The sequence below is a fragment of the Mesorhizobium sp. HAY1-8B genome (assembly GCF_056868045.1).
On the sequence record NZ_CP200321.1, the window covers coordinates 1,305,008 to 1,318,187 of the forward strand.

Genomic DNA, 13,180 nt, shown 5'->3' on the forward strand with positions numbered 1-13,180 from the left:
CGCTGTCGCAGCGAAGCGGAGGCAGCGAGACGGGGTGGGGGAGCGCCCTACGAGTACCCCCAGCCCGATCCGTGCGCGGATCGACCCTCCCGCAAGGGGGAGGGTAAGGTCACCAAGGCAAGACACTAATCTCCGGCCAGCACTCCCTCGCCCTCGCCCCCTTCGCCTCATGCGTCCGCTGGTTGTCCATCACCCGGTTCGGCGTGATGCGGAACGAAAAAATGTCGTCGAGACCGAACGGCGCCACCAGCTCAAGCTGCCCGCCGGCATCGTGGCGCACCCCAACCGCATGCGTCTTCGAGGCAAAATGGCTGACGGATTCGCTCGCGCTCGTATAGCGCGGGCAGGGCTGGCCGAATTTCTGCGGATACCACAGATGCACCCGCGCCTGGTTGCGCACTTCGACCGGCAGCGCCAGCCCCTCGAAATGCCGCGCCGCTCTACGGATGACCGCATCCTCGGCCTCGTAGGACAGGTCGCCATCATCGAAGTAGAAGAGATCAATGTCCTTAATGCCATAGCCCGACGGCTTGCCGGTCAGATGGTTCCAGACGCTGTTGTAGAGTGCGCCGGAAACCACCAACCAGTCCGGCAGAGCCAGCATGCGGGCACGCGCCAGGGCTTCGTGAATCAGCGGATCCCCCGATACGATGTCGAGAAACGCCTCGCGTTGTGCTTCGAACGGAAGCCCGGAATAGCGCAGATGGTCCATCGCCCTTTGGAGGACGATTCGCCATCTGCCCGCAAGTTTCGGAGCAATTCCAGGAAAAGTGTAAGACGGTTTTCCGTCCGGAATTGCGTCAAAACAGAGAGTTCTACCCGCGCAGCACGCCGCCCGTCTGCTTGCCGACATTCTCGACGATGCGCTTGGCCAGCGCTTCGAAATCCTCGTCGGTCAGCGTCTTCTCGACCGGCTGGATCGACACTTCGATAGCGATCGATTTTTTTCCCTCGCCGAGCGAGGCGCCCTCGAAGATGTCGAACACCGAAACGCCTGTGATCAGCTTCTTGTCGGAGGCCAGCGCCGCGCGGACCAGTGTGCCGGCTTCCACCGTCTTGTCGACGACGAAGGCGAAGTCGCGCTTCACCGCCTGGAAGGCGGAGAGCTCCAGCTTCGGCTTGGTCTTCGTCGGCTTGGCCTTCGGCTCGGGCACGGCGTCGACGAACACTTCGAAACCACAGAGCGGTCCGGAAACGTCCAGTCCTTCCATGGTCTTCGGATGGAATTCGCCGAACGTACCGAGCACGGTCTTCGGCCCGAGCTTGATCGTGCCGGAGCGGCCGGGATGGTACCAGGACGGCCCGCCTGCCTCGATCTGCAGCCGCTCGACCGGCGCGCCGCAGGCTTCGAGTGCCGCGATCGCATCGGCCTTGGCGTCGAACACGCCGACCGGGCCTGAATTGCCGGCCCAGTTGCGGCCGGAGCCGTCGAGCTTGGCGGTGCCGCGGCGCACGCCGGCGGCCACGCGCCGCTGCTGGTCGGCGCCGTCGCCCTCATAAGTGCCCGACACCTCGAACAGCGCGACATCGCCAATGCCCTTGTCGGCATTGCGCTGCGCGGCGGCGATCAGCCCCGGCAGCAGAGACGGCCGCATGTCGGACATGTCGGCGGCGATCGGGTTGGCAAGCTTCAGCGCCGTCTGGCCGCCGCCGAACAGTTCGGCATGTTTGGCCGGGATGAACGACCAGGTGACGGCCTCCATCATGCCGCGCACGGCAAGCGCGCGCTTGGCGGTGCGGGTGCGGACCTGCAGCGTGGTCAGGATCTTCGAATTGACTGCGTCATGCGTGCCGAGCGGCTGCGGCGCGATGTTGTCGACGCCGTGAATGCGCATCACCTCTTCGACCAGGTCCGCCTTGCCGTCGACATCGGGACGCCAGGATGGCACCGCCACATCGACGACATCGCCCGAACCCTGCGGCTTGAAGCCGAGGCGCGACAGGATGTCGAGGCCTTCCGCCTTCGGCACCTCGATGCCGGTCAGCCGCGTCACTTCCGACAGTGGGAAGGAGACGATCTTGGGCTTGTGGCCGGCATAGCCGACGACCTCGGTCTCGGCCGGCTCTCCGCCGCAGAAATCGAGCACAAGCCTGGTCGCCAGCTCGACGCCGGGCACCATGAATTCAGGATCGACACCGCGCTCGAAACGGTAGCGCGCATCCGTGATGATGCCGAGCGTGCGGCCGGTACGTGCGGTGGTGATCGGATCCCAGAGCGCCGATTCGATGAGCACGTCGGTCGTGCTCTCGTCGCAGCCTGAATGTTCGCCGCCCATCACGCCGGCGATCGATTCGACGCCGTTGTCGTCCGCGATGGCGCACATGTCTGATGTCAGCGTGTATTCGCGGCCATCGAGCGCCATCACCTTCTCGCCGTCGCGCGCGCGGCGCACGACAAGATTGCCGGCAACCTTCCTGGCATCGAACACATGCAGCGGCCGGCCGCGATCGAAGGTGACGTAATTGGTGATGTCGACCAGCGCGCTGATCGGCCTCAGCCCAATGGCGATCAGCCTTTGCTGCAGCCATTTCGGCGACGGGCCATTCTTGACACCGCGCACGAGGCGCAAGGCGAACCCGGGGCAAAGTTCCGGCGCCTCGATCACCACCTTGACCGGCGTCTCGCCCTTGCCGGAGATCGCTTCGACTGAACCACTTTTCAGCGTGCCGAGCCCGCTCGCCGCCAGGTCCCTGGCAATACCGTAGACGCTGGTGGCATCGGGCCGGTTCGGCGTGAGATTGATCTCGATCACCGGATCGTCGAGATGCGCATAGGACGCAAAGCTGGTGCCGACAGGCGCATCTTCGGGCAGGTCGATGATGCCGTTGTGCTCGTCCGACAGTTCCAGTTCGCGCTCGGAACACATCATGCCATGACTTTCGACGCCACGGATCTTGCCGACCGTAAGCGTCACGTCGATGCCGGGCACATAGGTGCCGGGCGCGGCAAAGGCGCCGATCAACCCGGCGCGGGCATTCGGCGCGCCGCAGACGACCTGCACGGGGGGCTTGCCGTCGCCCGTATCGACGGTCAGCACGCGCAGCCGGTCGGCATCGGGGTGCTGCACCGCCGTCAGCACCTTGGCGATGACGAAGGGTTTCAGGCTCGACTTATCGTCGACATGCTCGACTTCGAGGCCGATCGACGTCAGCCGCTCGACGATCTCGTTGAGCGAGGCATCGGTCTCGAGGTGGTCCTTGAGCCAGGAGAGGGTGAATTTCATGGGATTGTTCCGTCTGGTCTTTTGACGCTTGATTTCAGGTGTCTCGGCAAGTCGTCGGACATATGCAGGAAGGGCAGCTGCTCGCCGACATAGGCATGCATCGTCGGCGCGAAATCGGCCGGCGCGTCCATGGCGCCGAGCATGAAATAGATGTCGTCTTCCAGCCGCTCGTCGACATAGGCGATGGGCGAGCCGCAGACGCCGCAGAAGGAGCGCGTCACCGGCCCGTTCTCGTACATCTTCAGCGCCTTGCCGGTGAAAGCCACCTGGTCGACCAGGAAGCCGACAAAGGCCGAAACCGGCGCGCCGCTGGCCCGCCGGCAATCGCCGCAATGGCAATAGCTGACGTGGTGCGGCTCGGCCGAAGCCTCGAACCGCACGGCGCCGCAGCGGCAGCCGCCGGTGTGCGGCGCTGTCATGCGCTCAATCCGCCGAACAGCGTCGGCATGTCGAGCGGCCGGAAACCGTAATGCGACAGCCAGCGCACATCCGCGTCGAAGAAGGCGCGCAGGTCCGGCATGCCGTATTTCAGCATGGCGATGCGGTCGATGCCCATCCCCCAGGCAAAGCCCTGGTACTCGTCGGGATCGAGCCCACCGGCGCGCAGCACATTGGGGTGCACCATGCCGCAGCCGAGGATCTCCATCCAGTCGGAGCCTTCGCCGAACCGCACTTCGCCGGGCCGCGAGCGGTCGCACTGAATGTCGACTTCGAGGCTTGGCTCGGTGAACGGGAAGAAGGACGGCCGGAAGCGCATCTTGACCGACGGCACCTCGAAGAACGCCTTGCAGAATTCTTCCAGCACCCACTTCATGTTGGCGACGTTAGCTGTCCTGTCGATCACCAGCCCCTCGACCTGATGGAACATCGGTGAATGGGTGGCGTCGGAATCCTGCCGGTAGGTCTTGCCCGGAATGACGATGCGGATCGGCGGCTTCTTAGTCTCCATTGTGCGGATCTGCACCGGCGAGGTGTGGGTGCGCAGAAGCTTGCGCTCACCCTTCTCGTCCGGCTGGAAGAAGAAAGTGTCGTGCATCTCGCGCGCCGGATGGCCGTCCGGAAAATTCAGCGCGGTGAAATTGTAATAGTCGCTCTCGATATCGGGCCCTTCCGCGATCGAGAAGCCGAGGTCGCCGAAGATCGCCGCGATCTCGTCTATGACCTGGCTGATCGGATGGATGCGGCCGCGCTCGGCCGGCGACTGTCGCACCGGCAGCGTCACATCGACCTTTTCCGCGGCCAGGCGCGCGGCGATGGCGACGTCCTTCAATTCGGCCTTACGCGCCGTCAGCGCCTCGGTGACGCGGTTCTTGAGGCCGTTGATGACAGGGCCCTTGAGCTGGCGCTCCTCGGCGGTCATGGCGCCAAGCGTCTTCAGCATTTCGGATATGGTGCCCTTCTTGCCGAAGGCAGCGATGCGCACGGCCTCGATGGCCGGCTCGTCGGCGGCTGATGCGATATCGGCCAGAAGTGAGCTTTCAAGCGTATCCAGGCCGGTGGTTGCGTCGTTCACGGTCAAACTCGCTACGTTGGAAATCTGCGCTAACGTGAAAGTCACGTTCAAGTTGGGTGTTCAGGCATAAGAAAAACCCGCGCCAGCCGTGCCAGCGCGGGTTCCCCAAATCAGAATTGCGAATGCTTGGGAAGCGCTGGTCTTAGGCGACAGCGCTTTCAAAAGCGTTCGGCGTGGTGTTCTTCAGATATTCGAGCGCCACCTTGGCCTTTGCGACCAGGGCTGCGAAGGCCTGCGGCTCGTGGATGGCCATGTCGGACAGGATCTTGCGATCGATCTCGATGCCGGCCTTGTTGAGGCCGTCGATGAAGCGGCCATAGGTCAGGCCGTGCTCATGGGTCGCGGCGTTGATGCGCTGGATCCACAGCGCGCGGAACGAGCGCTTGCGGTTCTTGCGGTCGCGGTAAGCGTACTGCAGCGACTTTTCCACCGCCTGCTTGGCGATGCGGATGGTGTTCTTGCGACGGCCGTAGAAGCCCTTGGCGGCTTTCAGGACCTTCTTGTGCTTGGCGTGCGAGGTGACGCCTCTCTTTACGCGTGCCATGTCATGATCTCCTTAAAAGCAATTCCAGTGCCTGGCGGCTTTCCGTTCCGAATTGCGTAAAACTAATGCGTGTCCGGACCGAATGCCTCAGAGGCCGTTCGGCAGAAAATTCTTGATGACCTTCTTGCCATCCGGTTCAGCCAGAACCATCGTGCCGCGGGCATTTCGAATGAACTTGTTGGAACGCTTGATCATGCCGTGACGCTTGCCGGCCGCAGCCGACAGGACTTTACCCGTACCTGTGATCTTGAACCGCTTTTTGGCGGCGGATTTGGTCTTCATCTTGGGCATTTTGCTACTCCGTATTGTTGGCGCACTATCGCGCTTCTTGTTCGCTCCGGGCCGACCAAAGCCCGAAAAGCAAATGAAACCGCCACGGCATGCCCTGCCGGGCGGTTCTCTTGAACGGCGGTCCTATACGTCAAAGACGCCTTGTGCGCAACACCTGAGACCGTGCGACGCTCTGTCTCCCGGTCAGGGGAGCGTGAACCACACCGGCAGCATGCCCGACTGCTGGGCGCCGTCGATCAGTTCGAAGGCCGGCAGCGCGATCAGGAACACCAGGCCATCGAGCAGCGTGGTCAACAGCAGGCGCGGCTTGAAGCTACCCGTATCGCCCTCCTGGTACAGGGAAAGCTTCGGGAAGAAGCGCGGCACCCGCGCCAGATAGGCGGCATACGGCGCGCCGAGCGCTTCCTTGAGGAACTTCTCCTCGCGCAGGATGACGATGTGGAAGGCCCCGGCGCAGAGCAGCGCAAAGAGAATAATGCCGGAGAACGAGCCGATCTGCGCTCCGACACCAGCCGCGGCCACGGTCGAGAATACGTAGAGCGGATTGCGGGTGATCGAATAAGGCCCGCCCGTCACGACTTCGGACGACTTGCGCCCGCCTATGTAGAGCGTCGCCCAGAGGCGTCCGACGATGCCGAGGAAAATCAAGAGCACGCCGAACATCTCGATCGTCTCATGCACCGGCGTGTCGGGCGGGAAGGTCGACTGGCCGAACAGCAGCGCCAGAAACAGCACCACCACAAGCACGGCAAGCACCAGTCGGCGCATCTGCTGGTAGTTGCCCAGCCCGTATTTCACTTCATTGTCCAAGGGATATCCGATCGTCGAGGAGCCTACCGCACATCGTCCAAAAGTGGCCTCGGTCTTGGGAGGACGACATGCATAAAAACAAAGCCGGCGATCGCAGCTTTCGCCAAGAAACAGGCGTCCCGCCGATCGTCGGGACGCCCTGTAACACAATTCAGGCGGATTTAGAGCGTGATGACGGCGCCTAACCTTATCGTGATCCAGGCAGGTTCCGCAAAAATATCCGCCTAGCGCGGCGCCAGCACCATCATCATCTGGCGGCCTTCGAGTTTCGGTTCCGCCTCGACCTTGGCGATGGTAGCCACTTCCTCGCGGACCTTGTTCAGAAGCTGCATGCCGAGCTCCATATGCGCCATTTCGCGGCCACGGAAGCGCAGCGTCAGCTTGACCTTGTCGCCTTCCTCGAAGAAGCGGCGAACCGCCTTCATCTTGGTCTCGTAGTCATGGCTGTCGATGTTGGGGCGCATCTTGATCTCCTTGATCTCGATGACCTTCTGGTTCTTGCGCGCCTCGGCCGCCTTCTTCTGGTTGGCGTATTTCAACTTGCCGAGATCGAGAATTTTTACGACGGGCGGCACCGCATTGGGCGATATCTCGACGAGATCGAGCCCAGCCTCTTCGGCGAGCAGCAATGCGTCGTTTATGGAAACATCGCCGCGGTTCTGGCCTTCGGCGTCGATAAGCTGGACCCGGGGAACCCGGATATCACGGTTGGAGCGCGGCCCATCCTTGGTCGGCGCCGCTGCTTTGAAAGGTCTGCGAATGGTCGTGGTCTCCTTGGCCGTTTCGTTCAGGATTTGTCAGTCTGATGCGTGGACGCGCCAATGTGGTGAGCGCGCGGGCGGAGTCAATAGCACAGCATTGACAGAAAATCACCCTGATCGCTGGCCTGCACCAAACAAAGAAACGGCGAGAGCACTTTTCGCCACGCCTGTGGCTGTGCCACAAGAACGCCGTGCCAAAAGAGGGGCCTGAGGAAAAAGCCATGACCGTCACGCCCCCGACCTTTCTCGATGTCGATGGATCGCGCATCGCGGTGCGCCATATGGCGGGTTCGACGCCCGGCATTGTCTGGCTGGGCGGCTACAAGTCGGACATGCTCGGCACGAAGGCGCAGACGCTGTCGGACTGGGCGGCAAGCGAAGGCCGCGCCTTCCTGCGCCATGACTATTCAGGCCACGGCGAATCCGACGGCGCTTTTGCCGACGGCACGATTTCGAAATGGCTTTCGCAAAGCCTCGCCGTGTTCCGGCACTTCGCCAGCGGCAGCCAGGTCCTGGTCGGCTCGTCCATGGGCGCCTGGATCGCGCTGCGCATGGTGCAGGAATTGCGCAAGGCGGGTGACGCAAACGTCGTCGGCCTGGTGCTGCTGGCGCCGGCGCCGGATTTTACCGCCGAGCTGGTCGAGCCGGCGCTGACCGCGGCGCAGAAGCACGACCTCGCCGAAAAGGGCTTCTTCGCCGAGCCCTCCGACTATTCCACGCAGCCCTATATCTACACGCGCGCATTGATCGAGGATGGGCGCAACAACCTGGTGATGACGGGGCCCATCGACACCCATTGCCCGGTTCACATCCTGCAGGGCCTGGCCGATGCGGACGTGCCGTCGAGCCATGCGCTGAAACTGGTCAGCCTGCTGCCGGCCGATGATGTCACGCTGTCGCTCATTCCCGACGGCGATCATCGCCTGTCGCGGCCGCAGGATCTCGGCATGCTGGTGCGGGCGGTCGGTGACATGGCCGGCGGGGGCAAGTGAGAATGCGCCTTTCCATCCCGATCTCGGCCTTTGTCGCCGCCATCGTCGGCTTCGGCGGCACGCTGGCCATCGTCATTGCCGCCGCCCACGCGGTCGGCGCGACGCAAATCCAGACGGCGAGCTGGGTGACGACCGTTTGCCTGGCCATGGCGATCGAAAGCCTGTGGTTGTCATGGCGCACGAAGATGCCCGTCATCACCGCCTGGTCGACGCCGGGCCTGGCGCTGATGGCGGCATCGACCGGCTTTTCGATAGGCGAGGCCGTCGCCGCCTTCATCGTCACCGCCATCCTGTTGATCGCCACCGGCCTGTTTCGGCCATTGACGCAATTGATCTCCAGGATACCGCCCTCGGTCGCCTCAGGCATGCTGGCAGGCATCGTCGTCACCTTCGCCATCAATGCGGTCAAGACCGTTCCCGTCGACCCCTGGCTGATCCTGCCCCTGATCGCGGCGTTCTTCATCATCCGCCTGTTCAACCCGGCGCTGTCGGTGCTGGCGGTGCTGATCGGCGGCGGTTTCGCCGCGTTTCTCACCGGTCGTGTCGGCGGCCTGCCGACACCCGAGCTGTCGACACTGACGCTGATTGCACCTGACTTCACCGCCAAGGCGATGATCGGCCTGGCGCTGCCGCTCTATCTCGTCACCATGGCCTCTCAGAACCTGTCTGGCCTCGCCGTGTTGCGCGCCGCCGGCTACCATCCGGAGCCCGGCCCGCTGATCGGCGTCACCGGCCTGTTTTCGCTGCTGTCGGCGCCGTTCGGCGGCTCGACCACCAATCTGGCGGCGATTTCGGCGGCAATCTGCACCGGGCCGGACGTTCATCCCGACCCCGCCGAGCGCTGGAAGACCGGGCCGTTCTATGCGCTCGCCTATCTCGTCTTCGCAATCTTCGGCGCCTCGCTGGTGGCGATCTTCGCCGTCCTGCCGCAGAGCCTGATCGTGCTGGTGGCTGGGCTTGCGTTGATGGCCTCGCTCGCCAACGCGCTGGCGATCGCGCTCAAGGACGAGGCCGACCGGATGGCTGCCACCGTCACTTTTGTCGTCACCGCCTCGGGGCTGACACTGTTCGGCGTCGGCGCCGCGTTCTGGGGGTTGATTGCCGGGCTGGGCGTGCTTTTCCTCGACATGCTCAAAAAGCGATAATCATTTCATAAGCTTGTCCGGTTTTGGCGGACATTGTCTTGAATCGCCGTTTTTGCCTTCCCATTTCGATTCCACGCAGCCGGTCCTGGCTGTCTCCAACCGAAGGAATGGGAGAAAATGAACACATCTGCATTGATCCGCCCGGCCTGGACGCCGGCAACCATCGCGTTGATGGTGATCGGCTTCATGGTGTTCTGGCCGCTCGGCTTCGCCATGCTTGCCTACATCATCTGGGGCGACCGGCTCGACGGCTTCAAGCGTGACGTCAACCGCGCGACCGACGGCATCTTCGCCGGCTGTCGCCGTGGTTCCGACAAGGCCGCGCGCTGGGGCAACGGCTCTGCCCGCACCGGCAACGTCGCTTTCGACGACTGGCGCGAAAAGGAGCTTGAGCGCCTCGCCGAGGAACGCCGCAAGCTCGACGACATGCTGACCGAGTTCGACGACTATGCCCGCGAACTGCGTCGCGCCAAGGATCAGGACGAGTTCGACCGCTTCATGGCGAAGCGCAACAAGTCGACCGCTCCGGCGAAGACCGATCCGAGCACTGGCACGACCCCGACCAAGCGTGGCAAGGGCTCGAACCTGCTTGACGACTGAGGCCGAGCGCATGACCCCGAAAACCGAAACCGGTTTTCGGAAAAGGTCATGCGCCAACTTAAAGTGCTACAGCGTCCTTTGCGCGTCCCAGAGGACGCGCGGCGCTGTAGGACAAGCCCGATCGTAAAAACGGCGTCGCGCGAGCGGCGCCGTTTCTTTTTTGTTCTAGTCGTTTTTCTCGAATCGCGTATCGTCCGGCCATGACCATCGGATTCTTTCGCAATCTGACGAAGCCCAAGCCCACGCCTGTCGTGGAGCGCGAATATTGCGTTGCCGGCCGCACGCTGCCGCTCAAGATCGTCGAGAGCGCCAGGGCGCGGCGGCTGACGCTGCGCATCGATTCCGGCGGCCAGGGCCTGCGCATCACCGTGCCGCCGGGCCTGCGCCGCGGCGAGGTGGACAGGTTCCTCGAGCGTCACCAGGATTGGCTGGAGCAGCGGCTCGCAAAAGTGCCGACGCGGCCACAGGTGCGGCCGGGTATCAGGATCCCAATCCGGGGCGTGCCGCACCGTATCGTCCATGAGCCGTCAAAGCGCGGCACCGTCACGGTATCGCGCGACGAGCGCGGGCCGCTGCTGATCGTGCATGGCGACCGGATACATCTGCCGCGCCGCATCGCCGATTTCCTCAAGCGCGAGGCGAAGAAGGAGATCGAGAAGCTGGTGGCCAGGCACACCGAGGCGCTCGGCAAGCGCGCCAAGGCGATCCGTTACAAGGACACGTCCAGCCGCTGGGGCTCCTGCACCTCGGAAGGCAATCTCTCCTTCTCCTGGCGCATCATGATGGCGCCGCAACCGGTCATAAACTACCTTGTGGCGCATGAGGTGGCGCATCTCAAGGAGATGAATCACGGACCGAAATTCTGGAAACTGTGCGAGAAACTCTGCCCCGACACCGACCGCTGCAAGGACTGGCTGAAGCGCAATGGCGGCGCGCTGCAGGCGATCGTGTTCGAGTAGTCAATCGTCGTTAGCCGCATTGAGTTCATCCGGCCGCAACCCCTCATCGCCATGATGCGGCCAGGGCAGGAAATTCCGGTCGAACGTATCGCCACCGAAATAGTCCAGCGCCCGATGCGCTTCGGCGCCGTTGAAGGCGGCCTTGTCCATCAGGTGCGCGATGACCGCCCGCGCCTGCGCGATCTTCTGCTTCAGTTCGGCAATGGTTATGTCGGCCATGATCTTTCTCCCGCCCGGCATGCTGTCAATCCAATCCACATGCTGTCCATCAATAGGTAGCGCCTTTGGCGCTGCTGGCAAACAGCATGCTTTTTCTCGACTCTGTCGCGATTTCATGCCAATTCCCGCGCCATGGCGCTCGACATCAAGATCTGCGGCTTGAAGACCGACCAGGCAATGGCCGCGGCCCTGGCCGGCGGCGCCAGCCATGTCGGCTTCATTTTCTTTGCCAAAAGCCCGCGTTATGTCGAGCCGGCGGAAGCCGGACGCTTGCGCGAAGCGGCGCGTGGCAAGGCCTTGGCGGTCGCCGTCACGGTCGACGCCAGCGACGCGTTCCTGGACGAGATCGTCACGGCCATGCGGCCCGATATGTTGCAGCTGCACGGGTCGGAAACCCCTGAGCGGGTGGCCGAACTGAAGGTCCGCTATGGGCTGCCGGTGATGAAGGCGCTGCCGCTCAGCGAGGCTGCCGATCTCGACCGGATCAAGCCGTTCATCGGCGTTGCCGACCGGTTCCTCTTCGATGCCAAGCCGCCAAAGGGCTCCGTGCTGCCGGGCGGCAATGGCGTGGCCTTCGACTGGCGCATCCTTGCCGGCCTTGACGCCGGCGTCGATTACATGCTTTCCGGTGGGCTCAACGCCGCCAACATCGGCGATGCCCTTCGGCTTGCCAACCCGCCCGGAATAGACATTTCCTCGGGCGTGGAAAGCGCTCCGGGCATCAAGGATCCGGCGCTGATCGAACAGTTTTTCCGGGCCGTCAGGGCAGCACGCGACGATCGCGCCGCCTGAACGTGCTTCTAATCAAGAGTTAGGAGATCGGCGATGAACAAGCCGGCGACACCCAATTCCTTCCGTACCGGACCCGACGAGCAGGGCATGTTCGGCATTTTCGGCGGCCGTTTCGTCGCCGAAACGCTTATGCCGCTGATCCTCGACCTCGAGCGGCACTGGAACGAGGTCAAGGACGATCCGGACTTCAGGGCCGAGCTGACCGACCTGTCGACCCATTATGCCGGGCGGCCGTCGAAGCTTTATTTCGCCGAAGGCCTGACCAGGCATCTTCGTGAGGTTTCCTCGGCGAAGGGCCTGGGCGGCGGCGCCAAGGTCTATTTCAAGCGTGAGGACCTGAACCACACCGGTTCCCACAAGATCAACAATTGCCTCGGCCAGATCCTGCTGGCCAAGCGCATGGGCAAGAAGCGCATCATCGCCGAGACCGGCGCCGGCCAGCATGGCGTGGCGTCCGCCACCGTCGCCGCCCGCTTCGGCTTTCCCTGCGTCGTCTATATGGGCGCCACGGACGTCGCCCGTCAGAGCCCGAATGTCTTCCGCATGAAGCTGCTGGGCGCCGAGGTGCGGCCGGTGACCGCTGGTCATGGCACGCTGAAGGACGCCATGAACGAGGCGCTGCGCGACTGGGTGACGAATGTCGAGGACACCTACTACCTGATCGGTACCGCCGCCGGCCCGCACCCCTATCCGGAGCTGGTGCGCGATTTCCAATCGGTGATCGGCACCGAGGCGCGCGCGCAGATCCTGGAACAGGAAGGCCGGCTGCCCGACACCATCATCGCCGCTGTCGGCGGTGGTTCGAACGCCATCGGCCTGTTCCATCCCTTCCTTGATGACAAGGAGGTCAAGATCATCGGCATCGAAGCCGGTGGGCGTGGTCTCGACGGCATCGAGCATTGCGCCTCGATGAACGCCGGCAGGCCGGGCGTGCTGCACGGCAACCGCACCTATCTCTTGCAGAACGCCGACGGCCAGATCATGGACGGCCATTCGATTTCGGCTGGTCTCGACTACCCCGGCGTCGGCCCGGAGCATTCCTGGCTGCGCGATTCCGGCCGCGTCGAGTACGTGCCGATCCTCGACGACGAGGCACTCGAAGCCTTCAAGCTGACGACGCGCGTCGAGGGCATCATCCCGGCGCTGGAATCCGCGCACGCCATTGCGCACGCGGTCAAGATCGTGCCTGCCATGGACAAGGACCAGATCGTCATCGTCAACCTGTCCGGCCGTGGCGACAAGGATGTGCACACGGTGGCCTCGATGCTGGGCATGGAGATCTAGGCCATTTGGACAGTTTCGACTTGGGAGTTGATTATGAGCAAAATTC

The 13,180-nt window shown here is 63.3% G+C and carries 15 protein-coding genes; 6 read left to right on the plus strand and 9 right to left on the minus strand.

Translation table 11 applies throughout. The features are described 5' to 3' along the window. Positions 1–109 precede the first annotated feature (109 nt). The 8 genes from AC1VON_RS06535 to infC form a co-directional block, all read right to left on the minus strand. Positions 110–712 carry a nucleotidyltransferase family protein gene (locus AC1VON_RS06535; protein WP_483121046.1) on the minus strand — a complete coding sequence of 201 codons (603 nt, stop codon included), beginning with the start codon at positions 710–712 and terminating at the stop codon, positions 110–112. 103 nt (positions 713–815) lie between these two features. Next, positions 816–3,224 (minus strand): phenylalanine--tRNA ligase subunit beta, encoded by a 2,409-nt coding sequence (gene pheT, locus AC1VON_RS06540; RefSeq protein WP_483121048.1) that lies wholly within the window; start codon positions 3,222–3,224, stop codon positions 816–818. After that, on the minus strand, positions 3,221–3,643 hold the full coding sequence (locus tag AC1VON_RS06545) for a GFA family protein (protein ID WP_483121049.1): 423 nt from the start codon (positions 3,641–3,643) through the stop codon (positions 3,221–3,223). The genes pheT and AC1VON_RS06545 overlap by 4 nt, the downstream gene beginning before the upstream one ends. Continuing rightward, positions 3,640–4,737 (minus strand): phenylalanine--tRNA ligase subunit alpha, encoded by a 1,098-nt coding sequence (pheS, locus tag AC1VON_RS06550; RefSeq protein WP_172347378.1) that lies wholly within the window; start codon positions 4,735–4,737, stop codon positions 3,640–3,642. Before pheS ends, AC1VON_RS06545 begins: the two co-directional genes overlap by 4 nt. 142 nt (positions 4,738–4,879) lie before the next feature. Next, positions 4,880–5,281: a 50S ribosomal protein L20 gene (gene rplT, locus AC1VON_RS06555; protein WP_006201247.1), complete on the minus strand. Its 402-nt coding sequence runs from the start codon at positions 5,279–5,281 to the stop codon at positions 4,880–4,882. Between the two features lie 87 nt (positions 5,282–5,368). Next, complete coding sequence (rpmI, locus tag AC1VON_RS06560; RefSeq protein ID WP_006201248.1) at positions 5,369–5,572, minus strand: 50S ribosomal protein L35; 204 nt, start codon at positions 5,570–5,572, stop codon at positions 5,369–5,371. Between the two features lie 183 nt (positions 5,573–5,755). Continuing rightward, entirely contained in the window at positions 5,756–6,382 is a 627-nt protein-coding gene (locus AC1VON_RS06565; protein WP_056568993.1) for a methyltransferase family protein, read from the minus strand. 224 nt (positions 6,383–6,606) lie between these two features. After that, positions 6,607–7,143 (minus strand): translation initiation factor IF-3, encoded by a 537-nt coding sequence (gene infC, locus AC1VON_RS06570; RefSeq protein ID WP_010912915.1) that lies wholly within the window; start codon positions 7,141–7,143, stop codon positions 6,607–6,609. Positions 7,144–7,364: 221 nt separating this feature from the next. Between infC and AC1VON_RS06575 the strand changes: the two genes are divergently transcribed. From AC1VON_RS06575 to AC1VON_RS06590, 4 genes are all read left to right on the plus strand, one after another. Then, positions 7,365–8,135, plus strand: a complete 771-nt coding sequence (locus tag AC1VON_RS06575) for an alpha/beta hydrolase (protein ID WP_483121052.1) — start codon at positions 7,365–7,367, stop codon at positions 8,133–8,135. A 2-nt stretch (positions 8,136–8,137) separates the two neighbouring features. Next, positions 8,138–9,280 (plus strand): benzoate/H(+) symporter BenE family transporter, encoded by a 1,143-nt coding sequence (locus AC1VON_RS06580; protein ID WP_172347376.1) that lies wholly within the window; start codon positions 8,138–8,140, stop codon positions 9,278–9,280. Between the two features lie 117 nt (positions 9,281–9,397). Further along, positions 9,398–9,880 carry a DUF2852 domain-containing protein gene (locus tag AC1VON_RS06585; RefSeq protein ID WP_027047647.1) on the plus strand — a complete coding sequence of 161 codons (483 nt, stop codon included), beginning with the start codon at positions 9,398–9,400 and terminating at the stop codon, positions 9,878–9,880. 200 nt (positions 9,881–10,080) lie between these two features. Continuing rightward, complete coding sequence (locus tag AC1VON_RS06590) at positions 10,081–10,839, plus strand: M48 family metallopeptidase (RefSeq protein WP_140770283.1); 759 nt, start codon at positions 10,081–10,083, stop codon at positions 10,837–10,839. Here AC1VON_RS06590 and AC1VON_RS06595 read toward each other — a convergent pair whose 3' ends face one another. Next, complete coding sequence (locus tag AC1VON_RS06595) at positions 10,840–11,058, minus strand: hypothetical protein (RefSeq protein ID WP_172347375.1); 219 nt, start codon at positions 11,056–11,058, stop codon at positions 10,840–10,842. A 132-nt stretch (positions 11,059–11,190) separates the two neighbouring features. Between AC1VON_RS06595 and AC1VON_RS06600 the strand changes: the two genes are divergently transcribed. Both AC1VON_RS06600 and trpB read left to right on the plus strand, forming a co-directional pair. Next, on the plus strand, positions 11,191–11,850 hold the full coding sequence (locus AC1VON_RS06600; RefSeq protein WP_483121054.1) for a phosphoribosylanthranilate isomerase: 660 nt from the start codon (positions 11,191–11,193) through the stop codon (positions 11,848–11,850). A gap of 33 nt (positions 11,851–11,883) precedes the next feature. Beyond that, a complete protein-coding gene (gene trpB / locus AC1VON_RS06605) occupies positions 11,884–13,134 on the plus strand; it encodes a tryptophan synthase subunit beta (protein WP_483121056.1) in 1,251 nt (416 codons plus the stop codon). Positions 13,135–13,180 lie beyond the last annotated feature (46 nt).